General features: G+C 41.2%; 19 protein-coding genes. 5 read left to right on the top strand and 14 right to left on the bottom strand.

Annotated features, from left to right (window positions below; genetic code table 11):
* Positions 1 to 52: 52 nt before the first annotated feature.
* Genes FE005_RS05385 through pth form a run of 4 tightly spaced genes read right to left on the bottom strand, consistent with a single transcriptional unit; the run spans position 53 to position 6,023 of the window.
* Positions 53 to 319 carry an RNA-binding S4 domain-containing protein gene (locus FE005_RS05385; RefSeq protein WP_005472932.1) on the bottom strand — a complete coding sequence of 89 codons (267 nt, stop codon included), beginning with the start codon at positions 317 to 319 and terminating at the stop codon, positions 53 to 55.
* Positions 306 to 1,910, bottom strand: coding sequence for a polysaccharide biosynthesis protein (locus FE005_RS05380; RefSeq protein ID WP_081131812.1), 1,605 nt, complete (start codon positions 1,908 to 1,910; stop codon positions 306 to 308). Before FE005_RS05380 ends, FE005_RS05385 begins: the two co-directional genes overlap by 14 nt.
* A 19-nt stretch (positions 1,911 to 1,929) precedes the next feature.
* Positions 1,930 to 5,451 (bottom strand): transcription-repair coupling factor, encoded by a 3,522-nt coding sequence (mfd, locus tag FE005_RS05375; RefSeq protein WP_138371429.1) that lies wholly within the window; start codon positions 5,449 to 5,451, stop codon positions 1,930 to 1,932.
* An 11-nt stretch (positions 5,452 to 5,462) separates the two neighbouring features.
* Positions 5,463 to 6,023: an aminoacyl-tRNA hydrolase gene (gene pth / locus FE005_RS05370; protein ID WP_003129124.1), complete on the bottom strand. Its 561-nt coding sequence runs from the start codon at positions 6,021 to 6,023 to the stop codon at positions 5,463 to 5,465.
* Between the two features lie 322 nt (positions 6,024 to 6,345).
* Between pth and FE005_RS05365 the strand changes: the two genes are divergently transcribed.
* Both FE005_RS05365 and FE005_RS05360 read left to right on the top strand, forming a co-directional pair.
* Entirely contained in the window at positions 6,346 to 7,329 is a 984-nt protein-coding gene (locus FE005_RS05365) for an L-lactate dehydrogenase (protein ID WP_060815444.1), read from the top strand.
* 306 nt (positions 7,330 to 7,635) lie between these two features.
* Complete coding sequence (locus FE005_RS05360; RefSeq protein ID WP_138371428.1) at positions 7,636 to 9,033, top strand: L,D-transpeptidase family protein; 1,398 nt, start codon at positions 7,636 to 7,638, stop codon at positions 9,031 to 9,033.
* Between the two features lie 45 nt (positions 9,034 to 9,078).
* Here FE005_RS05360 and FE005_RS05355 read toward each other — a convergent pair whose 3' ends face one another.
* Both FE005_RS05355 and FE005_RS05350 read right to left on the bottom strand, forming a co-directional pair.
* Complete coding sequence (locus FE005_RS05355; protein ID WP_003129120.1) at positions 9,079 to 9,789, bottom strand: YoaK family protein; 711 nt, start codon at positions 9,787 to 9,789, stop codon at positions 9,079 to 9,081.
* An 80-nt stretch (positions 9,790 to 9,869) separates the two neighbouring features.
* The gene (locus tag FE005_RS05350) at positions 9,870 to 10,379 is read right to left on the bottom strand and encodes a VanZ family protein (protein WP_003129119.1); all 510 of its coding nucleotides are present in this window, start codon (positions 10,377 to 10,379) and stop codon (positions 9,870 to 9,872) included.
* Between the two features lie 113 nt (positions 10,380 to 10,492).
* Between FE005_RS05350 and FE005_RS05345 the strand changes: the two genes are divergently transcribed.
* Positions 10,493 to 12,298, top strand: a complete 1,806-nt coding sequence (locus FE005_RS05345; protein ID WP_138371427.1) for a M3 family oligoendopeptidase — start codon at positions 10,493 to 10,495, stop codon at positions 12,296 to 12,298.
* Between the two features lie 42 nt (positions 12,299 to 12,340).
* Here FE005_RS05345 and FE005_RS05340 read toward each other — a convergent pair whose 3' ends face one another.
* The 5 genes from FE005_RS05340 to FE005_RS05320 all read right to left on the bottom strand — a co-directional run bounded on the left by FE005_RS05340 (position 12,341) and on the right by FE005_RS05320 (position 17,740).
* Positions 12,341 to 12,808 (bottom strand): TspO/MBR family protein, encoded by a 468-nt coding sequence (locus FE005_RS05340; RefSeq protein WP_060815440.1) that lies wholly within the window; start codon positions 12,806 to 12,808, stop codon positions 12,341 to 12,343.
* 165 nt (positions 12,809 to 12,973) lie between these two features.
* Positions 12,974 to 13,810 carry a glycosyltransferase family 8 protein gene (locus tag FE005_RS05335; protein WP_113848969.1) on the bottom strand — a complete coding sequence of 279 codons (837 nt, stop codon included), beginning with the start codon at positions 13,808 to 13,810 and terminating at the stop codon, positions 12,974 to 12,976.
* 145 nt (positions 13,811 to 13,955) lie between these two features.
* The gene (locus FE005_RS05330; RefSeq protein WP_003129115.1) at positions 13,956 to 14,696 is read right to left on the bottom strand and encodes a GntR family transcriptional regulator; all 741 of its coding nucleotides are present in this window, start codon (positions 14,694 to 14,696) and stop codon (positions 13,956 to 13,958) included.
* Positions 14,697 to 14,871: 175 nt separating this feature from the next.
* Positions 14,872 to 16,152, bottom strand: a complete 1,281-nt coding sequence (locus FE005_RS05325) for a PTS sugar transporter subunit IIC (protein ID WP_060815438.1) — start codon at positions 16,150 to 16,152, stop codon at positions 14,872 to 14,874.
* Positions 16,153 to 16,351: 199 nt separating this feature from the next.
* Entirely contained in the window at positions 16,352 to 17,740 is a 1,389-nt protein-coding gene (locus tag FE005_RS05320; protein WP_138371426.1) for a glycoside hydrolase family 1 protein, read from the bottom strand.
* A 157-nt stretch (positions 17,741 to 17,897) separates the two neighbouring features.
* On the opposite strand from FE005_RS05320, the gene celB reads away from it, so the two are divergent.
* Together celB and FE005_RS05310 are read left to right on the top strand one after the other, a co-directional pair.
* Positions 17,898 to 19,169, top strand: a complete 1,272-nt coding sequence (gene celB, locus FE005_RS05315; protein ID WP_138371425.1) for a PTS cellobiose transporter subunit IIC — start codon at positions 17,898 to 17,900, stop codon at positions 19,167 to 19,169.
* A 113-nt stretch (positions 19,170 to 19,282) separates the two neighbouring features.
* Positions 19,283 to 19,999, top strand: a complete 717-nt coding sequence (locus FE005_RS05310; RefSeq protein WP_060813648.1) for a GntR family transcriptional regulator — start codon at positions 19,283 to 19,285, stop codon at positions 19,997 to 19,999.
* A gap of 157 nt (positions 20,000 to 20,156) precedes the next feature.
* Here FE005_RS05310 and FE005_RS05305 read toward each other — a convergent pair whose 3' ends face one another.
* From FE005_RS05305 to FE005_RS05295, 3 genes are all read right to left on the bottom strand, one after another.
* Complete coding sequence (locus FE005_RS05305; RefSeq protein ID WP_138371424.1) at positions 20,157 to 20,357, bottom strand: heavy-metal-associated domain-containing protein; 201 nt, start codon at positions 20,355 to 20,357, stop codon at positions 20,157 to 20,159.
* A 27-nt stretch (positions 20,358 to 20,384) separates the two neighbouring features.
* On the bottom strand, positions 20,385 to 22,847 hold the full coding sequence (locus FE005_RS05300) for a heavy metal translocating P-type ATPase (protein ID WP_138371423.1): 2,463 nt from the start codon (positions 22,845 to 22,847) through the stop codon (positions 20,385 to 20,387).
* Positions 22,848 to 23,032: 185 nt separating this feature from the next.
* Entirely contained in the window at positions 23,033 to 24,469 is a 1,437-nt protein-coding gene (locus tag FE005_RS05295; protein WP_138371422.1) for a glycoside hydrolase family 1 protein, read from the bottom strand.
* Positions 24,470 to 24,528 lie beyond the last annotated feature (59 nt).

The raw sequence follows: 24,528 nt of genomic DNA, 5'->3' as shown, positions 1-24,528 counted from the left end.
TTCCATTATACCAACATCCACAAAAGTTGTCTAACTGAAAATGGGACAAAAATCAAGCATTTTCTGAGATACGTTCTTCTTTGAGGATCTCGTACATTTTAGCTGCATCTTCTTTTTTAGTTGATTCGTGCAATTCTTGTACTTTTATTTCTAATACTTTATTTCCAAACTGAATACGCACCGTATCGCCAACTTTGATATCACTGCTGGATTTTGCCAATTTGCCATTGATTTGGATACGCCCTTTATCTGCTACTTCTTTTGCAACAGATCTACGTTTGATAATCCGGGATATTTTTAAAAATTTATCTAATCTCATTTTTTCCACCTCTTAATTTCAACAATTTTTTTCCAAACGGAACGAGCAGCCATTCTCGAATCGTTAATAATTTAACTTTGAGAGCCATTATAATGAAAACTGTCCCGCCAAAAAAGACCCCTCCAAGGCAAAAAATCAGCGCTTGCAGTCTTTTCGTCACTGGACCTCCACTCAACAGAGTGATCACACCATAATATAAAAACAGTGCGCAAGCCATGATCCCTAAACAAAGCAGGAGTTTTTTGCCATACCCTTGCTCTGTCCAAAAGCTGTTCAATGCTTTTTTCTCAGAAAACACAAAATAGATTAAAGTACCGATCAAACCTAAAAGGGTACTCAAACTCGCACCAGTTGTTCCTAAAAGATAGGTCAAGGGCCACGTCAGCAAACCTTTAAGCAAAAGGCCGCATCCTGCTGCATAAATCCCTACACGGAATTGGTTCCGGCTTTGTTGGATGCTTTGATACGCTTGGATTGCAGCCATCAAAGCGACCGCAAAAACAAATAAGACCAACGCACTGTTACCGGCACCATCTTTAAAAAGAGCGAAGTTGATATAAGGAAGCAGGATAGCCAAGCCAACTGCAGAAGCACTGGCAATCCCTAAAGTCAACCGCAAGTACATCTTAGCTGATTTTTCAAACAAGTGCTGATTTTTGACTGTCAGATATTTCGTCAATGTTGGCAAGAAAGTCGAACTTAGAGCCATCGCTACCACGAGACCTAACTGAACCAATGGCTGTCCTCGGTCATAGATCCCTTTTGCAATGCGGGCACTTTGTTCCGTCAAACCGCTGGCTTCAAGTGAGTTCGTCATCAAAAAGGAATCTGCCAACTGAAACAAAATCAAAAAACCGCTGTAAATAGTCAACAGTCCCCCTTCAATCAAAAAACGGCGACGCAAGGAAGGAGCATGTGCGGTAGGCATAGTTTTTGTGGGGATCGCTAACGACCGACCGGTGATTTTCCGACTATAATAGCTTAAAATCCCCCACGCTGCCAGTCCGCCAATCAATGCGCCGGACATTGCCAAAGTCCCTGTCTGATAAACATCCCATGAGAAGAGATGAAAAAAACTGGCCGCTACTAAAATCACTCCGACTCGAAGGAGCTGTTCTACTACTTGAGAAACTGCCGTCGGTACCATCTGTAAATTTCCTTGGAAACTCCCACGATAAAAAGTCAGGGGTGGTACAAAGAGGAATGTAAAGGATACCACGCGGATCAAAGATGCCAGTCCTGCGTCTCCCATGACCCGAGCGATAACATCGGCAAAGAAAAACGTCGTTGCCCATAGTCCAATCGCTGTCCAAAAAACATACGGATAGATGACTTGGATCTGGGCACGCTGCTTCTGAGGATCAGGTTGTTCGGCGATCACGCGCGAAATAAATTGCGGCAACCCAGATAAAGCCAATGTCATAGCTAATCCATAGATTGGATAGACTTGCTGATAGACGTAAAACCCTTCGTCACCAACTAAGTTTTGGAAAGGGACGCGGTAAACCGCACTTAACACCTTGGCAATGAAAGAAGCAATCGTTAAAATAAATGCTCCTTCCATCGTCCGTTTTAATTGTGACTTTGGCATCTTCTCCGCCCCTTTATAACTAATTTTCTTGTAACACGTATTTTTGTTCCCGTAGCGCTTTGACAAAATCTTGAATCTCTAACAGCCAAGTGCTTTCTTTCATCACAGCAGGAATCTGAAGTTTGATTGTCATCTGCTCGTGATCGACACCCATCGTCGCTTTAAGCTTGGTCGCTTTCAACGCTTCAAACAGCTGTTCGACAGAATAGTTTTTGGTGCCAACTTTACTTAACGTTAGGATCACTGTTTGCTGCTGTTTACGGATCGTATCTAACAATGCCCGATCCCCATTCATTTTGATTTCTCCGACAGTTAATAGGTGAGCCACTTCGACCGGATATTCTCCAAAGCGATCAAGCAGATCATCCTGCAGCTCATCCACCGCTTCTTGAGAATCCAATTCACGGATGCGTTTATAAATTTCAATTTTTTGCCGTTCATCTTCTATATAAGAAGTTGGCAGATACGCATCGATGCCAAGATCGATCTCAACCGTTGTTTTCTCCGCTTGTGTATTTTTCCCTTGTTTACGCGCCACGGATTCTGACAGCATTTGAGAGTACATATCAAACCCAACAGCATCAATAAATCCGTGCTGTTGCGCCCCCAAGAGATTTCCTGCACCTCGAATCGAAAGATCACGCATCGCGATTTTAAATCCGGAACCTAATTCTGTAAAGTCTTTGATTGCCTGGAGCCGCTTTTCACTGACTTCGTTCAAAATTTTTTGCTGTTCGTACATAAAATAAGCATACGCAACACGATTGCTTCGACCGACACGACCTCGCAATTGATAAAGAGTAGACAAGCCCATGTAATCCGCATTTTCTACAAATAATGTATTGGCGTTCGGAATGTCGACCCCAGTTTCGATGATCGTGGTTGTCACCAACACATCGTATTGTCCTTCGATAAAATCAAACAATGTGTTTTCTAGCTGGATTTCTGTCATCTGCCCATGGGCATACCCAATACGCGCATCTGGAACTAACGCTTGGAGCTCTTCGACTTTACGTTCAATCGTATCCACTCGATTATAGAGATAAAAAACTTGTCCTCCCCGTGCCATTTCCCGCAAAATAGCTTCTCGAACCGCACCTGGATTCATTTCCATCACATAAGTTTGAATAGGATAGCGATTTTCCGGTGGCGTTTCAATCACAGAAAGATCCCGCACCCCCAACATGGACATATGCAGTGTCCGGGGAATCGGAGTAGCCGTCAATGTAAGAACATCGACTTGCGAGCGTAATTGTTTCAAGCGCTCTTTGTGTTTGACGCCAAAACGCTGTTCCTCATCGATCACCAATAATCCCAGATCTGCAAACTCTACATCTTTAGACAGCAGGCGATGCGTGCCAACTAAAATATCAATTTGGCCCTTCTTCACTTGCTCGATCGTTTCCGTCTGTTGTTTCTTCGTGCGAAAACGGCTTAACAAACCGACATTGACTGGAAACCCTTCAAAGCGATCCAGCATTGTTTCATAATGCTGTTGTGCTAAAATCGTTGTCGGCACCAGAAAGGCTACTTGCTTACTCTCTTTGATGGCCTTGAAAGCCGCCCGCAATGCCACTTCTGTCTTCCCAAAGCCAACATCTCCGACTAATAAGCGATCCATTGGTTTTTCTTTTTCCATATCACGTTTGATCTCCGCAGTGCTGCGTAATTGATCATCCGTCTCAGAGTAAGGAAAGGCATCTTCAAATTCTTTTTGATAGCCATCATCAGGCTGAAACGCGTAACCTTTCTCCGATTCGCGTTTTGCGTATAAAAGAATGAGATCATCTGCAATGTCCTCGATTTTTGCTGAAACTTTTCGTTTCGTTTTCGCCCACTCACTGCCGCCTAATTTATTGATCTTTGGCGTTTTAGATTCAGAGGCAACATATTTTTGAATCAGATTCAACTGGGTAACTGGAATAAACAGCTTATCATCATTTTGGTAGAGGATGGTCATGTAGTCTTGGTGTACACCATCTACTTCCAGCGTTTCCATACCAATGTATTTACCAATCCCGTGATTCGCATGGACGACATAGTCGCCGGCTTTTAATTCATTGTAACTCTTCAATCGCTCCGCATTGGTCACATTTTGACGCCGCGTACGTTTCTTGTTGATTTTTTGGAAGATTTCCTTTTCTGTGACAATGACCAACTTATCTTGGGGCATTTCAAACCCGCTTTGCAGTGTTTCTACAACGATTTGCGTTCGACCTGTAAAGAGTCGATCTGCTGTGGTTTGTACTGCGTAAATGGAGTGATCACGAAAATCTTGTTCCAATTTTTTTGCTCGTTCTGAATCACTTACTAAAAAGACAACCGTTTGTTGTTGTTTCTCCCAGCGATCTACTTCAACTTTCAGCAAACCCATTTGGCTGAAAAATTGTTGCATTGGTCGATATTGAAAATTGTGGATCGCTTGAAAACGAAGATTTCCCATCCCCTTTTGAAAAAGCGAGAAGAAACTTGTAGAAAATTGTTCTTTTTGAATCAGCTGCTGGACATCTTGCCCGAAAGATTGCTCAGAAAAAACGCGAAGTTCTGCAATTTTTTGTGTATGCCACTCAGCTTCTTCTCGTTCAATCTCGCGGTTTGTCTCCATAATACGAGCATAATCATCGATCATCAGCAGTGCATCTTTTGAAAAATAATCCAAAATGCTCGTCGGTTGCTGATACAAAAGATCCGCATAATAACGAGCATTCTCGTCAGGTATGCCACTTTGCCAAGCCGATGCTAATTGACCAAAATAATCTTCTAAAAAGTTTTTATCTGTGGTCTCTTTCACTACAGCGAGCCGTTTCTTCAGCAACTCTTGCAGAACTTTTTGTCCATGAGCTAAATCAGCTGGCGAAAACACTAATTCTGTTGTGGGAACAATCGTTACTTCTGACAACGTTTCTACTGAACGCTGTGTTTCCACGTCAAAAGAGCGCATCGAGTCGATCTCCACATCGAAAAGCTCGATCCGCACCGGATATTCAGCTTTCAAAGGATAAATATCCAAAATGCTTCCACGAATACTAAATTCACCAGGTTTGCCAATCATTGATTGCCGCTCATACCCCATCAATACCAATTGCTGCGGCAACTGATCTAAATTGATCTCATCCCCCACATGCCAAGAAAATTGGTAGTTCAGCCAAGTATCTTTAGCAGGCAGATATTTCCGCAATGCAGCGATCGGCATGACGTAAATTCCTTTTTTTCCGGTAGCGACAGCATTCAATGCTGTCACTCGCTCCGCTCGAGCTTCTGGTGAAGCAAACGCCATTTCGGCCGACAACACTTCATCCACCGGAAAGACATACACGTCGTCAATAATATTCCGCAAATCTTCGGCAACTTGATTGGTATAATAAAGATTTGGTGTAACAACAATGACTTGCCGATCAAATTTCTGATAAGCTCCGGCAAAAGCTAATGTTTTTGCGGAACCTGCTAAGCCAGTCAATAGCTGCCGAGATGCGTGATCCGTTAATTGTTGGTGCCAGGCAACGACTTGCGGCACCTTATTTATTAGTTCAATCAGATCCATACAGGTCCTCCTTAATTAAATCGATTCATTGTGGCAAGAAAATCACCGGTGGTCAAGTAATCGATACTTGCTGCTGCTGCTTTATCCAAGCTTTGCAGAATCATCGGCTGGTCTTCTTTAGCAAAAGGACTTAGAACGTGATCGACCACTGTCCGGCCTGGCTGTGGTCGATCGATCCCTACTTTGATGCGATCAAATACAGATGTACCAAGATGGGAAATCAAGCTTTTCATCCCGTTATGCCCCCCCGCACTGCCTTTTTGCCGCAAACGAATTTTGCCTAACGCTAAATCAAGATCATCATAGATAACCACGATCTCTTCAGGATAAACTCCATAATAAGTCATTAAAGGCCCTACTGCCCGGCCCGATTCATTCATGAAAGTCTGAGGTTTGACCAACATGATTTTTTCACCGTTCATAAAAAATTCAGCAATTTCTGCTTCAAAAGCTGATGATTTAAAAGTAGCTTGGTATTTCTCCGCTAACGCATCGACTACCATAAACCCAACATTGTGTTTTGTTTTTTCGTATTTTTTGCCTGGATTTCCCAGACCTATAATCATTTTCATTTTTTGATCCGCTCCATTTTTTCAAAAAAATTACCACCACAAAATACTGGGCACGACAATTCTGCCCAGTAAAAACGTTCACTACGATTATAACACATAACGGACTGTTACCGTGTCTTTCCTTTGCTCAGAATTTCTCTTTCTTAAAAAAATCATTAGAAACCTTGATTTATCCTAATTCCTACAGGATAACAAAGAAAGCATTTACAAATGAAACAGCAAAAATATCTGTAACATTGTTGAGCAAATCACATGACAAAATCGCTTGAAAGTGTTAGGATATTACCTAGTAAAACAAATATGCGGAAGGAATGATACACAAATGACTGCTAAGACAAATAAAAAAGATCACCAAAAGATAATCCTTGTTGGAGACGGTGCGGTTGGTTCCAGTTATGCATTTGCGTTAGTCACTCAAAATATTGCTCAAGAAATAGGGATCATTGATATAAATACAGCAAAAACAGAAGGAGATGCTATCGACTTATCTCATGCGTTAGCATTTACCTCACCCAAAAAAATCTATGCTGCCACTTATGCAGATGCACATGACGCCGATGTCGTGGTGATCACAGCTGGTGCGCCACAAAAACCTGGCGAAACTCGCTTGGATCTAGTCCACAAAAACTTAAAAATCAATCGTGAAGTAGTTACACAAATCGTTGATTCAGGATTTAACGGTATCTTCCTTGTCGCTGCAAATCCAGTAGATATTCTTACCTACTCAACATGGAAATTCTCAGGTTTTCCAAAAGAGCGCGTAATCGGTTCAGGAACTTCACTAGATTCTGCTCGTTTCCGTCAAGCATTAGCTGAGTTGATCGATGTTGATGCACGTAATGTCCATGCTTATATTTTAGGGGAACATGGCGATTCAGAATTCCCAGTTTGGTCTCATGCAAATGTTGCCGGATTGCAAATTTATGAATGGGTCAAAAACAACCCCGATATTGATGAAGAAGCAATGGTTAACTTGTTCTTCAGTGTTCGTGATGCAGCTTACACAATCATTGAGAAAAAAGGTGCTACTTTCTATGGTATCGCTGTTGCCTTGGCTCGTATTACTCGTGCCATTTTGGATGATGAAAATGCAGTACTGCCGCTTTCTGTCTTTATGAATGGCGAATACGGCTTAAAAGATATTTATATCGGTGCCCCTGCTATCATTAATGCCCAAGGAATCCAAAAAGTAATCGAAATTCCATTGACGGATGGAGAACAAGATCGAATGACTGCTTCTGCAAAACAATTGAAAGACATTCTAGATGAAGCTTTTGCGAAACTAGATGCGGAAGACAATCAATAAAACGATTGCTATAAGCCACTTACAAGAGTCTGTAACATAAGACCGAACAAGAAAGAGATCCTTTGAATCAAGATGCTTCGTGTACTTTGATCCAAAGAATATTGCGTAAAGCTGCTGTGCTTTTATCACACAGCAGCTTTCGTTGAATCACTTCTTGGTTGCTGTCCTATGAGCAGACTCTTTTTATAATTTAAGAATTCTCTATTTTTTCATGGAACTTTCACTTAATCAATTCGCTTTTCTTGTAGAATATGGTATGATTTAGCCGATCTATCATTTTTAAATCATCATAAAAGGAGCCTTTAAATGACACGATCCAACAAACACACACATACTCAGAGTAAGACGAAAAAGATCGTTCTGATCGCTATCGCTGCCGTTCTAGTCGTGATTGCGGGCGGATACACTTATCGAAGTACATATTATCAAGACCGTTTCTTGCCAAATACCTCGATCGATGATATTGACATCAGCAATAAAACGGTCGCTGAAGCCAATGATTTGTTGCATGACCGTTACAGCAAACAGGCTTTTACAATCAAAGAAGGCAATACGGATTGGAAAACCATCAATTTGGCTCAATTTGGTTTGCAAACGGATTTTACAAAAGAATTGGAAGATTTGAAAGATGAACAAAACCAGTGGACATGGGGAATGGCCTATGTATCTGCTGCAGAAGATAAAAAACTAGGTACCGTTTCTGTTGATCAACAAAAGTTGACAAGTGAAACAGCCACAATCAAAGAGGCTTTGGAAACCTTAAATGAAGGTCGGACCCCTTCTAAAGATGCCACATTGAAAAAAGGAGATGATGGCTTCTCGATTGAACCAGAAGTTGTTGGTGATGCCATTGACGTCGAACAAACTGTCGCGGATTTACAAAAAGCAATTACTAGCGGCGAAAGTGAATTGGATTTGACTGCGTATCAAAAGAAACCTAGCGTTACTTCTGATGACAAAGAACTAGCAAAAGAAATGGAATCATTGAATAAAATTGCTCAAGTAAATGCTAATTATTCCATCAATGGCTCAACTTTCCAGATTCCGACCGCAACAATCATGGATTGGCTCTCTTATAAAGATGGAAAAACCACGATTGATGAAGAAAAAGTACGGAATTATGTAGCAGACCTAGGGAACCAATACAACACAAGCACCAATGCTTCTACGTTCAAAAGCACGAAACAAGGCGAGGTATCCGTACCAGCTGGGACACTAAGTTGGACGATCCAAACTGATTCTGAAACAAGTGCATTGATCGAAGCCTTAAAGACTGGAGAAGACTTTACTCGTTCCCCAGTGGTCTTGGGTAGTGCAGATCCAAGTGGTCCACTGTTTGGAAACACTTATATCGAAGTTGATTTAAAAAATCAACATATGTGGTATTACAAAGACGGTGCAGTCGCTCTTGAAACAGACATCATTTCTGGAAAACCTAAATCACCCACTCCTACAGGTGTATTTTACGTTTGGAACAAAGAACGGAATGCTACATTGACCGGCGAAGATTATTCTTCTCCTGTTGACTACTGGATGCCTATTGATTGGACCGGCGTTGGGATTCATGATTCAGATTGGCAACCAGAATATGGTGGCGATTTATGGAAGACCCGCGGGTCTCACGGATGTGTCAATACTCCACCAGGTGTGATGAAAGAATTATTTGGTATGGTAGAAGTAGGAACGCCTGTTATCGTTATTTAATCTATATAATCCAAAAAGGACGGAGAATTATTTCTCCGTCCTTTTTTATACCCGATTCTGGTTTCTGATCGTAATCGTCAGTACAAAAAGTAATATGCCCGATACGACCCAAATCGTTCGGTGAAAAAGAAACATACCTAATAAACTGCTGCTGACTGCCCCGAAGAAAAATCCTCCGATGATCATCGCGATATACTTGATCTTATAATCTACAGTAGCATCTTTTTTGAAGAAACGCTGATAAAGATAATCCGCCATTGAACGCAAATTTCCGGTCGTCATCGTCGTTGCATAGGGCATTCCAGCTAATCTGCGATAAGAAGCATATTGGATGGCTGCAAAAAAAGAAAGTCCAGAATCCACAAAGACATTTGGCAATGTCTGAGCAAAAAATCCTAAAAGAAAAATACCGAGTGCTTCAAAGAAGAGGGCTACATTTTGCCAAACAATTCTACCACCTGTTGGGAAACGATGCTGCAAGCCATTAGTCACTATGATCCCTATCAAAAACAGCAAAATTGGCGGTAAATATCTGGCAGCCTGTCCAAACTCTCCAGATGCCAAATTGATTCCTAACAAAATGACATTTCCTGATTGCATACTGGCAAACACTTCTCCATGAAAGAGATAAGTATATGCGTCTAAGAATCCCCCTGCCATTGCTAAGGCAACTCCTACTGGTAGACTTTCATGCACCACGATATCCGGTTGTCGTCTATTCGGATCATTTATTTTACTGCTGTGATCTGCTTGCATCTTTTCCGCCTCTATCTTTACTTTACTATTTCTAGCTGATTGATTGCATTTTAGTTATGGTTGCTGTTAAAAAACTAATCTTATTTTCTTTTCTTGCCTCGCTTTTGCCAACTAAGAATCCCCCAACTAAGCAAGACAGCTGTCAGTGCTCCAGCTGAATCGAGCATGACATCTTGGAACAAAGGTGTACGGCCACCGGTCAACATTTGATGGTACTCATCCATCCCTGCATACCCTGTTGCTGCCAACCAGCCAAAGAAAGCTGACAGCCAATAGGGAATTTTTCGATAGCTCAATGATAGAAATAAGCTACCTCCTAATACAAAGTAAGTAAAGAAATGAGCCCCTTTACGAATAAAAAATTCCACAAAAGAAAAATAACCTTTTTCGGCAATACTGATTTCAGATCCTGCATAAGAGAAAGCGAATTTGCTCAACCATTCTTTCAATGGCTCTTCTTTTAACAGGCGAGAAAGCAAACCGACTTGTGATTGTTGTTCATAAGTTTGTGACGAACTAATAAATAAAATCACCATCACAGCTACCGCAATCGTGAAATAAAAATTTGGTTCTTTCCACATTTTTTTCATCATCTCAGCCCCTCATTTTCTAATCTTACCATTTTCAGTATTCTCTGCAACTACTTTTCGAAGGGTGTGCTATACTTATTACCATCTGATAAACGAAAGGAGCAACACCCAAGATGACTTATTCTCTCAACTGGGACCTTGATTCGATTTTTTCAGGCGGCAGCACGTCTACCCAACTGCAAGAACGAATGTCCCAACTAGATGCACAAATCAAAACTTATCGCACAAAAGTAGATGCGTGGCAACCCGACAATGCCTCTCAACCAGAGGAATTAGCTGAATTATTATCATTGTCCGAAACAATCAGTAAAGGATTTTCTCAGTGCAGCAGCTTTATCAATGCATTGCTATCTGCCAACGTTAATGACAATCAGGCAAAATTACTTTCGGGCGATCTCTATGCCAAATTACCAACGCTACAAGCAGCCGAAATAGTCTTTTCGAAAAAATTGACAGAACTTTCTGATGAAGACTGGGAGACACTATTGAAAGAAGAACCCTTTGCGACTATCGCCTTTCGTTTGAGCGAAATTCGTCGCGACGGCAAGGAGCTTTTGTCGGAAGCAGAAGAAACGATTATTAACACACTTTCTTTAGACGGACTAAATGCTTGGAGTCAGCATTATGATACGATTGTTGCTTCGATTGCGATTCCATTTACCCGGTCGGATGGAACAACGATTACTCTTTCAGCTGGTCAAGCTTTCAACAAAATGATGGGTGACCCAGATCCTGAAGTTCGTGCTCAACTATTTACGGAGTGGGAAAAAGCTTGGGGAGAAAAAGAAGATTTATTTGCCGATACATTGAATCATCTGGATGGATTCCGTCTCTCCAATTACAAACTGCACGGTGTAGATGACTATCTGAAGGAGCCTCTCGAGTATAATCGCCTGCAAAAAGCGACATTAGACGCAATGTGGGGAACGATCCAGAAGAACAAACAACCGATCGTGGACTTTTTGACACGAAAAGCCCAATTATTCGGAAAAGAAAAAATGGAGTGGCAGGATCAAGATGCTCCGATCATTTTAGGTGAAATGAAGGAACGTACCTATACATTCGATGAAGCAGCTGCTTTCATTTTAGAAAACTTTAAAAAATTCAGTCCCAAAATGGCTGATTTTGCGCAAGAAGCCTTTGAAAAAAGTTGGATCGAAGCAGAAGATCGTCCTGGCAAACGTCCTGGCGGTTATTGTACAAGTCTGCCTGAAACAAGAGAATCACGTATTTTCATGACTTATAGTAATTCCGTCAATGAGGTAGCCACTTTGGCGCATGAATTAGGTCATGCTTTCCATAGTAGTGTTCTTTGGGACTTGCCGCAGCTTAATCAGGATTATGCGATGAATGTGGCTGAAACTGCAAGTACCTTTGCCGAACTAATCGTTGCTGATGCAACATTGAAAGAAGCAAAAACAAAAGAAGAAAAAATCAATTTGTTAGATGCCAAAATGCAAAATGCCATTGCCATGTTCATGAATATCCATGCCCGCTTTATTTTTGAAAACAGTTTTTACCAAGCACGGCAAAAAGGGCTGGTTTCTGCTGAACAAATCACAGAAATGATGGTGGCTGCACAAAAAGAAAGTTACGCCGATGGATTAGCTAGCTATCACCCACATTTCTGGGCGGCAAAACTACATTTCTTTATTGATGATGTTCCTTTCTATAACTTTCCTTACACATTTGGCTATCTTTTCAGCATGGGAATCTATGCTTATGCCAACCAAAAAGGGACGAGTTTTGAAGAAGAATATATTGCTTTGTTACAAGACACAGCTTCTATGCCGACGGAAGAATTGGCCCAAAAACATTTAGGCGTTGATCTGACAAAACCTGATTTCTGGCAAGCCGGAATCGATCGGGTCTTACAAGATATCGATACCTTCATGGAGTTGACAGAAGAATATTTATAACAAAAAACAAGCGCAGATTTCTGCGCTTGTTTTTTGTTACTATCAACTATTTAATAGTGTTAATCCGATAGTTAAATACCCCGCATAGAGACACCAAATCAGATAAGGTACAAAAAGATAGGTGGCTCTTTTATCGATTCGGGCAAATAAAAACATACAGACGATGACTGTCAAAACCAATAAGACGATAACCACTGTTCCTACCCAATAAAGATTCCAGCCAAAAAAGACAATACTCCACAAAAAGTTCAACACTTGCTGGATACCAAAGAAGATATAGGCTTGTTTCTTAAATGCTGGATTTACTTTCGCAATGATGAGTAAAAACAAAGCTGTCCCCATAAAGGCATATAAAATCGTCCAAACGATACCAATAATCCCTCCTGGAGGTGCCAAAAACGGTTTGTCCATTTGGGCATACGTCGCAGCAATATCACCCGCGAACAAGCTGGAAATGATCCCAGTAATCTCGATTCCTACCACACAAACAAGCCAAAGCAAAAATTTCATTTCTATCGCTCCCTTTCGTTCTCCACTTTTCTTCCGCTACTCGGTTAAATGAATCTAGCAACGGTTTGCTGCTTTTGCTTTAGTTTCTAATATTATGGTATCATTCCTACCTTCATTTCAAAAAAGTAATGCTCGTCTCAAAGAGATCGTTGGTCGATTTCAGCTCTAGTTGTCTAATAACGACCTGCTATACTTGCTTTGTTGTTGGGCAACATATTTATAAAGCGAACCATAACGGCTCTTGTACCCTTTCTTCCAAGGCTTGTCTTTACCACAAAAATGCAGCAATACAGTATGATTGATGACCCAGTCTAAGTCCCAGTGTCCTAGGCTGATCGTTTCATATGTACGGTTTTTTCTTACATCATAATTATATAGTTGGTCTGGAATTCCCAAGATCCGATCCCCATACAGCCCATTTAGAATATCTTGATCCGGTAAAAATAAATTCAATTGATTCTTCTGAATAAATGCCGCAATTTCTTTTTCTTTTACTTCTTGACGTAACTGAGTCAGATTCATCAGCAAAACGCCCGAATTGAAATATCCTTCAGACTCATAATTTTTGAGACGCACTTTATTGATGACTGTCGTAACCTCTGTTAATTTTGAATGGCTTGCTGCCGCATAAAGATGATCTTCAAGCGGTAATTCATATAGCGGCTGCAAATCGTTGATACACAATATGTCTGCGTCTAAATATAAGACCTTATCTAGATCTTTCGGCAAATAATTTTGGGCCAATAACCGGTAATAGATCGACTCTGGATAACGATCACTGACAGGGGCTTGTTTAAAAATAGATCCTGTACCGATAATGACTGGATGGTAGACAATTCCCAGTCCATGACAAAATTGATTCAATTCCTCTGTCTGAGCAAGTTCCTTCTCTTGTAAAACAAATGCATCCAATCGGCTTGCCGATGTGTGCAACCAAATTGAATAGAGGGTTGTTTTTAATTGTTCTACAAACGTATCGTCAATCGCAAACAGCAGGTTCATACTTTTCTTCACTCCTTAAGCAATCATTGAAAACTGCTTGTATCTATCTTCGTACTATTAGTATACCTGATTCTCAGAATCTATACGAAAACAAACCATTCGGCCATCAAAAACAAAAAAACCAAAGCAGCTAGCACTTTGGTCGTTATGGTTTTCGATGATTTAAAAGATCTGGTTTCATGTCTAACATGGAATACCCGCGAACATCATACCGATTTCGGCTTCTTGAATAATCGATCGGTCTTCCCGATTCTAAATAAATAATCTGCTCTAATTCCAAAACTGGATCATCCGATTGACACTTCAAATATTGACGATCATACTCATCACTTTTCGCTGCTTGAAATGTCCGATAAGCACCGGCAAACTTATAATTCAACTCTTCTAACAAATAATCATATACCGATCGATGCAAGATTTCTTTCGTTAATCCCGTCACTAAATCTACTGGCATAAACGAATGTTCCAAAATATAAGGTTGCCCATCTAATATTCGCAAACGAATCACATGATATACCGGCTCTTCCGCAGCAACCTTCAACATCTCTTGTACTCTGCTATCTGGGAAACAGACTTCGAAGGTAATTACCTGACTTTGCAAATCTCTTTTTTGCATTTTCATCTGGTAACTAAGTCCTTTGTATTCGTTTACAGAAGACGTGTCACGATCCCAAAAAGAATGGTTCAACACTTTCGTCCCAGATCCTCGTTTCGAAAGCAACAGTCCCTCCATGATCAAAATATTGATGGCATTCTTAATGGTCATGCGACTGACACCAAATTCTTTTACTAACTCCGTTTGATGCGGCAGAAAGCTCTCTTTGGGATAAGTTCCATCTTTGATTCTTTTTCGAAGGACATCTGCTATCTCAACATACTTTGGCACAACATTCACCTCACATCCTATTAATTAAAAAAGACTGCGGCATAAGCAACAAAGACGACTACCCATCCTGTTGCTCTAGCCACCAACTGGTAACTAAAGCAACAGGATTGTCATTTTCATTCGTTCGGGTAGTTTCGTCTTGTTCTGACTTATGTCCCAGCCTAATTTTGATCGGTTAGATTTCTTTCAGACGACGATTTTCTTGGATCTGTGCCATCTTCACGAATGGAAGATAGATCACGATCGAGATAATCAAATTAACTGCAGCTAAGATTCCGCCAGCAATGCTTTGTGTTGACAAGATCCCACCAATGATCGGTGGTGTTGTCCAAGGCGCAATAACGGTACATGCTGGTACCAGTCCTGTTGCTGTGGCAAAATATGCAGTTGAAACTAATACAAGTGGTGTCAAAACATAAGGGATGAACAAAATTGGATTCAACACGACTGGCAATCCAAACATCACTGGTTCATTGATCATAAATACCCCTGGAGCCAATGATAATTTCGCTACAGTCATATAGGCTTTATGATGACGAGCAACCAAGAAAATTGCGATCAATAAGCCTAATGTTGCACCGGTACCACCTATATTAACAAATGAATCAAAAAACGGCTTATTTACAATATACGGCAATTTGTCTCCTGCTTCAAGCGCTTTCGTATTCGCTTCGATAGCTGGAATGTTAATCGTTTGCATAAATGGATCGATGATATTTGCACCATGCAAACCAAAGAACCAAAGGAAAGCAGAAATGAACCCTAGTAGCAATGCAGCTGGATAAGAGTTTGCCAATCCCATGAATGGTTGTTGCACAAGCTCATAGAAAGATAGAACCAAACTTGATACACCAAATGCTTGGAAGATTGCTGTGAACAATGCAAAAATCGAAATAGTGATCATTGCTGGGAACAGCGCTGCAAAAGAACGAGAAACTGCAGGTGGTACACCATCAGGCATGTTGATCACTAGACGAGGATTGCCTGCCAAACGACGGAAGATCTCAGTAGAAATAATAGCAACGATCAATGCCAAAAATAATCCTTGTGAACCAAGACCCGCAGCTGTCAGCAAACCATCAGCATCTGTGGCCATTGCACCTAATGCAAAAAAGCTGGCAACTGAAATTGCTCCTGCTCCTAATGCATCTTGGTCATAGCTCTTGGCCAAGTTATAAGAAACTGTGAATGCAATCAATAAAGCTAAAATAGAAAATGTACCTGCAGATAAATTATTGCCAAATGCTTGCCAGGTGCCTTCACCAAAAATACCGTTCATAAAATCAATATAAGCTGGAATAGGCAAATTATTGATCAATACCCCAAAAGATCCCAAGATCATCAATGGCATCGTTACGATAAAACCGTCACGAATCGCAACTAGATGACGTTGTGAACCGATTTTGGAAGCAATAGGAATAAAATGCTTCTCCATAAACGCGATAAACTTATTCATTTTTTTCTCCTTTCAAAAACCATCCTATAATTTAGTGAAACCGATTTCCTCTATAGAATACCACGCTTACATTTATAAGTCTAGTCTTTTTAGTTATAAAACTGATCATGGATTATACAGTCCTATTCTTTTGCTATAGACAGCACCATTTTTTGACAATAAAAAAAACACAGTGAAGCAATCTTCACTGTGTTTTGAATCAAAAGCCGTTATTGTCAGAAACCTCTTTGTACCAGCGACCAGATTTTTTAATTGTGCGCTTGGCATCATGATTCAAGTCAACTGAGATGAAGCCATAACGATTTTTATATGCGTTCGTCCAAGACCAGTTATCCATACATGTCCACATATGGTAGCCAACACAGTTGGTACCCTCTTGGATCGCTTGATGAACATACTTCAAGTGTTCTTTAACGAATTCGATTCGATAATCGTCCTCAATGATCCCTTCATCGTTGACAAAACGTTCTTCCCCTTCAACGCCCATGCCATTTTCAGAAATGTAGCATTTGATATTGCCATAATTCTCACGGGTATTGGTCAAGATATCATAAATCCCTTTTTCATAGATCTCCCATCCACGATAAGGGTTCATTTTTTTGTCAGGTTTATCATAATTATCAAAATAATCATCTGGTAATGGACCATTCGTGTGGTCGATCGGTGTTTCTTTTGCCATAATACGACGTGGCTGATAGTAATTGATGCCTAATAAGTCAATCGTGTTTTCTTGGATGATCACTAAATCTTCTGCTTCATGTTCCGGTATCATGTCTAATTCTTTGATGATTGTGACTAATTCTTCAGGAAATGTCCCTTTAACTGCTGGATCCAAAAAGGAACGGTTGAAGAAGGCATCGGCGATTTGGGCTGCTTTAACATCCTCCGGGTTTGCTTCATCTCTCGGATAGCTAGGTGTCAGATTCAAGATAATCCCTATCTCTCCACCCAATTCTAGCGCATGATATTCCTTGATTGCTTTCGCGCTCGCTAAGGTTTCATGGAAGCCGGCTTGAACAGCATGCTTCATGTTGATTTCGTTTGGATAGTGGAACTGATAGAGATAGCCACCTTCTATCGGAACGATTGGTTCATTATGAGTGAACCATTTTTTGACTTTTGTACCAAACAATTCAAAACAAGTTTTGGCAAAAACGACGTAAGCCTCAACTGTCTCACGACTTAACCAACCGCCTTTTTCCTGCAAGGCCATCGGCATATCAAAATGATACAAGTTGACGAAAGGTTCAATCCCATTTGCAATCAATTCATCGAAATAATCATGATAAAAAGCCACAGCTTCTTGATTAACTTCGCCAGTTCCTGCTGGAATCAAGCGACTCCACTGGATCGATGTCCGAAATGTATTGTGTCCTGTTTCTTTCATTAGTTGAACATCTTCTTTATACCGCTTATAGACTTGGGATGTTTTTTCGGGGCCTACACGGTCAAAGAATTTTTCTGGTTCTTGCTCATACCAGTAATCCCAAATACTGGGTCCTTTTTTGTCTCCTGGAAAAGTTCCTTCTGTCTGAGGACCGCTGGCAGCAGAACCCCACCAGAATCCTTCTGGAAATTGATACGTCATCTTTTTTACACTCCCTATTCATGCTTGATACCGTAATCATAAAGGAAGCACTACCAAAAATCAATCTTTTTATTGGATAATGTATAGACATTTAAAATAAAACATGATACATTATGAATTGTAATCGATTGCAAAAAGTTGTTAGGAGTGATTTTTAATGAACGGTTTTATGGATAAAATATCTGAAAAAATCTTGCCGCTAGCCAATGCGTTAGGGCAAAACCGCTACCTCACTGTATTACGAGATGCGTTCATGCTTTCTTTTCCCATTACGATGTTTGGTTCAATCGTAGTGGTTATCAACAATCTGCCTTTTTTCAATGATGCAACGAAAGGCACTCTAAGTACCCTGTTCGGTAATGGACAAAATGCAACAATGAGCATCATGACAGTTTTTGTTACTTTTGGTATCGGCTATTATTTGTCTAAGTCTTATAATGTTGAAGGGATCTTTGGAGGCGCTGTATCTTTTGCAAGCTTTTTGATTCTAACACCATTTTTCATGACTACAGAATCAGGTGAAACTATTACTGGCGTGCTATCTCTTGATCGCTTAGGTGCCAAAGGTATGTTCATCGGAATGATCGCTGCCTTCTTAGCTGCTGAGATTTATTGTCGCGTCACAAAACGCGGTTGGCAAATCAAAATGCCTGATGGGGTGCCACCTGCAGTAACGAAGTCATTTGCTGCTTTGATTCCAGCGATCGTTACGCTAACCATCTTTTTGATGATCAATGCGATCATGACCGGCGTCTTCCATGCGAACCTTCATGATGTAATCTATGAATTGATTCAAAAACCGTTAACAGGTCTTGGCAGCAGCTTACCTGCTACACTATTGGCACTGTTCTTGGTTCAGTTCTTATGGTTCTTTGGTCTTCATGGGCAAATCATTGTCAACTCTGTCATGGATCCTATCTGGAACACATTGATGTTGGATAATTTAGAAGCCTATCAAAATGGCGAAGCTTTACCCCATATCGTGACGAAACCATTCATGGAAACTTTCACGGTAGGTTTAGGGGGTTCTGGAATGACGCTAGCTGTTGTGATTTTGATGGCTTTTGTCCTAAAGAAAAAACAATACCGCGATGTTGGTCGTTTGGCTCTTGCTCCTGGTATCTTCAATGTAAATGAACCTGCTATTTTCGGAATGCCGATCGTACTGAATGCAACGATTTTGATTCCTTGGGTAGTAGCACCCCTAGTGGTGACAACTTTCAATTACCTTGTGATGGCAGCTGGTCTAGTTCCAGCACCAACTGGTGTGTCCGTACCTTGGACCGTGCCAGTGATCGCTAGCGGTGTGTTAGCAACCAACTCTTGGTTAGGTGGCTTGCTACAAGTCATTGATGTAGTACTTGTTGGTGTGATCTGGTATCCATTCTTGCGTATTTTGGATCGTCAACAAGAAGCTTCAATCAGTTAAAACAAAAAGACTGGCAGGTCAATCAACCTGTCAGTCTTTTATTTTAAAAAAAGGCTGCCGATTCGGATTGTCGAAATCGCTTTTTTCAGCTATACTCTTTGCGAGGTGAGGAGATGCCAAAATATCAAGAAATTGCCAATATTTTAAGAACAAGAATCAGAAATAAAACTTATCCTCCAGATAGTTTATTACCTAATCAAATAGATCTCGTTGAAGAGTTCCAAGTGAGCCGCATGACCATCAAAAAAGCGATCGGGATTCTCTCTATGGAAGGACTTGTCTATTCTCAGCGAGGAGCTGGAACTAAGATTTTGAATCATCCTTTCGTGGATCGAGATACGACAACATTAACGGAATATGTCGGCTTATCCACTGAAATGCGCAAAGCAAATCGGCCATTGACTAGTGAAGTCATTGATTTTCAAGTGGCTTTTCCGAACAAGGAGATCCAAGAAAAACTGATGCTGACAGAAGAACAACCCGTCTATAAGATCATTCGTCTGCGAATTTTAGAAGGCAAACCATTTATTCTGGAGCATACGTACATGCCGGTCCATTTAGTTCCTAATCTAAAACGTTCTCACTTGGAAACTTCTATCTATCAGTATGTAAAAGAAGAACTAGGCATTCAATTTGTCGGTGCTTATCGGACGATTTCTGCGGATAAAAGCTCGTTATATGATCAGAAATATCTGGCTTGCGATCCAACCGATCCAGTATTAGAAATTCAACAAATCGTTTACCAAAAAAATGGCTCACCGATCGAATACTCCCGCAGTCGCAACCGTTATGATACGCGGGTATATTCCTATTTAGACGTTCAACGATAATAAACAGCCAAAGCGGCGCAGTAAAACTAGACAAAAGAACAACCAAAATATAGAGAAGAGATTTTTCGGTTTTTGGGTGTATTAGTCTTGTTCACTGCTCGCTTTGACTGTTTTTATTTTTGATCCATTGCTTTACTTGCTCTCCTCTCGATGTTTATCAGATAGTAAGTAAACGATAAGGCATATCTTTTAACGCAGCTGTCACCGTTTGATCTGAGGCATCGCCTGTGACGGTCGCAGTTTTCTTGTTAAAATCAACTGTAACTTCGGTAACACCGACTACTTGAGCAAGTGTTTCTCGTACCGTTTTTGCACAGCCTTCGCATTTCATGCCGTCGACTTGATATGTTTTTTTCATAATGATCCTTCTTTCTTCTCTATTTTGTTATTGGTTTCTTGCTGCTCGTTTACTGACTGGAGTGAACCGTTTTAAACGTAGCGCATTCAATAAGACGGAAACTGAACTAAAACTCATGGCTGCCCCTGCAATCATCGGATTCAAAAGCGGTCCGCCAAAAAGATGCAGTAATCCCATGGCAACAGGGATTCCCAAAACATTATAAGCAAATGCCCAGAAAAGATTTTCTTTGATATTCTTGATGGTTGCTCGACTCAATTCCACTGCAGTCGGCACATCCATCAAGTCACTACGCATCAACACGATATCTGCAGATTCAATGGCGACATCCGTTCCTGAGCCAATGGCGATACCGACGTCTGCTTTGGCTAAAGCTGGTGCATCATTGATTCCGTCACCTACCATGGCAACTTTTTGTCCAGTTTGCTGCAGTTCTGCCACTTTAGCCGCCTTATCTTCTGGCAACACATCACTAATGACTTCATCGATACCTACTTGATCAGCAATGGCTTGTGCTGTTCGCGAATTATCCCCTGTGATCATCGCCACTTTGATGCCCATTTGATGCAGACGTTCAATGGCTTGTGCGCTGCTTGTTTTCACCGTATCGGCCACAGCAATCAACCCAATCAATGCGCCGTCCATGGCAACATACATTGGTGTTTTCCCTTGGTTTGCTAAGCCTTCGGCAGATGCAATTACAGATGAGACATCTATTTGTTTTTGATCCATCAACTTTTTATTTCCTAACAGCACGTCTTTTCCATCCAATCTTCCCGTGATTCCATGACCAGGGACGGCTTGGAAATGACTAACTGAAGAAAATGTTAATTTCTGTTGTTTGGCAGCGGCTACGATAGCTTCTCCCAGTGGATGCTCCGATCCATCTTCTGCAGAAGCTGCTAGCTGCAAGACCGTTTCTTTCGTATGTTCGCCATAAGGTAAAAGATCTGTCACAACTGGTTTCCCTTCTGTGATCGTCCCGGTTTTGTCAAAAACGATCGTTGTGATGTTGCGAGTCGTTTCTAATGCATCACCGCTTTTGATTAATACACCATTCTCGGCGCCTTTCCCAGTTCCCACCATGATTGCCGTTGGTGTTGCTAATCCTAAGGCACAGGGGCAGGCAATGACTAATACCGAAATAGTGATCGTCAGTGCAAAGATCCACGACTCTTGTCCGAAGAAAAACCATGCCAGTCCTGCTAGTAACGCTAAGCCAATCACGATCGGAACAAAAACACCCGAAACTTTGTCAGCTAATCGTGCAATTGGGGCTTTCGAACCTTGGGCATCTTCCACTAGCTGGATGATCTGTGCCAGAGTGGTATCCTTGCCAACTTTTGTCGCCTGATAGCGAAACGTACCCGTTTTATTGATACTCGCTCCAACAACTGAATCACCAGGTTGTTTCTCCACCGGAAGGCTCTCTCCAGTGATCATTGACTCATCCACTGCTGAATGTCCTACTATCAGTTGTCCGTCCACAGGAATTTTTTCACCGGGACGAACAATCACAATATCGCCAGCCACGACTTGCTCGACTGGCACTTCCATTTCTGAATCATTTTTTAAGATCCGAGCAGTTTTTGGTGCTAAATCCAATAATTTCTTGATAGCTTCAGAGGTCTTGCCTTTTGATACGGATTCAAGGTATTTGCCTAGTGTGATTAATGTGAGGATCACCGCAGCTGATTCATAGTATAAATGCATCGCGAAATGCGTCTCTCCTAAATAAACCATGACCGTTCCATACAAACTATATAAAAAAGCCGCACTGGTTCCTAACGCCACCAGAGAGTCCATATTAGGATGCCCTTTGAACAACGCTTTGAAGCCATTGCTAAAAAAAGCACCGCCAAAAATCATGACAGGGAGCACAAGGATCAATTGTGTACTAACAAATGCTACAGGCTGTGTCATAGGGTTCAAAAAGGAAGGGAGCGGCAGACCGATCATTTCGCCCATTGCTAAATAAAATAATGGCACGGTAAAAATGGCAGACAACCAAAATCGTTGCCATAACTTTTGAATTGGGTCTTTCTTTGCCGATTGCGGCTCCGCAGTTTTTTCGCCAAAAGCTTGATATCCTGCTTTAGCTACTGCCTCTTCAATGGTAGCTGTATTAAGTTGCTGCTTGTCGTAACGAACTGTCAATTTTTCCGTGGCTAAATTGACAGTAGCCGCTTGAACACCTGCAAGTTTGTTCACGGCTTTTTCAACTGTCTGGGCACAAGAAGCACAGGTCATCCCTTCAATCTGGAATGTTGCTTGCTGCTGATTTCCTATAAGAGAGTAGCCGGCATCGGCTACTGTTTTTGCTAAGAGTTGTTCATCTACCTGAGTTTCATCGTAGCGAACGTGAAGTTTTTCCGTCGCCAAATTGACGGAGGCTTCTTCGATACCTGTGACTTTGCTGACGGCCTTCTCGACCGTCTGAGCACAAGAGGCACAGGTCATTCCTTCGATTGCATAGTTTCCTTCAGCCATTTTTATTCCTCCTTAATGAAATATCGTACTGGGTTCCTCAAATAAGCGAAAGAGGCTACCTTTTGATTACAACTGTAATCTCTACTCTTCTACTTTACCTCCACCGTTTACATTTGTCAACGATTTTCATTCTACAAAAAAAGTACGCTTCTTTTTTAGAAACGTACTTTTTATTTTGCTATGAATTAACTATTTTGTCCATTGGTCTTGATCACTTCTTGATACCAATAGAAGCTGTCTTTTTTATAACGGGTCAAACTACCGTCTTGATTTTCGTCTTGATCGATATAAACGAAACCATAACGTTTTTGGTAGCCATTCAACCAGCTTAATAAATCAGTAAATGACCATGTACAGTAACCTAGCACCTCTGCACCATCACTGATTGCTTCTTTGATTGCATGAACATGGCTTGACAGATAATCGATGCGGTATTGATCATGAATCTGATGATCGTCTGTCAACTTGTCATATTCGCCAAGTCCATTTTCAGTGATCATCACCGGGATCCGATAGCGGCTAGTGATACGTCGTAACGCCACTCGCAACCCTTGAGGATCAATTTCCCAATCCCAATTGGTACGATCAACAAATGGATTTTCGACTTTTTTGAACATACCAGGTGTTCCTGTTTCTTCTGAACTGCCTTTTTCTCCAGTTGTATTCATTTTACCAGCGCCTACCCCATCTAACGGATTTGCTGCGTTAGTGGCAGTTTGGTAATAATTAATCCCTAAGAAATCCGGTTTTGCCGAACGCAACAGTTCCATATCTCCTGGCTCAATCGTTGGCGCGATCCCCTGTTCTTTCAAGAAGTTCATTGCTGCGATCGGATATTCGCCCCATAGGTAGACATCCATCCAATAATGCGCCATCAAATCTTCCGCATTTTCTGCTGCCAAAATATTTTTGGGATCACTGTCGATCGGGTAGTTTGGCGTGTAAGCAAAACTAGGTCCGATTTTACCCGGAATCTCCATCTCATGAAATGTATTGATTACAGAAGCATTGGCTAAGTTGGCAATGTGATTCACTTCATACATCCGCTTTGGATCAGTGACACCTGGCGGATGAGCAGCCAATAAATAACCTAATGAGGTAAACACATTTTGTTCATTCAGACTGACCCAGTATTTGACTTTGCCGCGAAATGCTTCGAAAAGTGTCACAGCATAATTTGTAAAGTCTTCAATGATTTGGCGAGATTCCCAACCACCGTAAGCTTCTTGCAACGCTTTAGGCAAGTCCCAATGATAGAGCGTAACCATTGGTTCAATTCCTGCTGCAAGCAATTCATCGATCAAAGCCAAATAGAAATCTAGCCCTGCTTGATTGACTTCTCCTCGGCCTTCTGGAAAAATCCGTGTCCAAGCGACAGAAAAGCGGTAGGTTTTCAACCCTTGTTCTTTCATCAATGCCACATCTTCTTTGAATCGATGGTAATGATCGACTGCGACATCCCCATTCGTTCCTTTAAATGTTTTTCCAGGAATGCGCACAAAATCATCCCATACTGATGTGCCTTTCCCATCTTCTTGCCAAGCCCCTTCGACTTGGTACGCTGCAGACGCAGAGCCCCATAAGAAATCTTTGGGGAAATCTTTTAATTGTTTATGAAACACACAGGTTCCCTTCTTTCTTTCGATAATTCAGAATGTTTCCTTTCTAAGTATACCGATAA

The organism is Enterococcus sp. M190262 (assembly GCF_005843965.1).
In the GTDB taxonomy this organism is placed as follows: Bacteria; Bacillota; Bacilli; order Lactobacillales; family Enterococcaceae; genus Enterococcus_D; species Enterococcus_D gallinarum.
The sequence above is the reverse complement of the archived record's forward strand: the minus strand, read 5'-3'. Positions and strand labels throughout refer to the sequence as shown.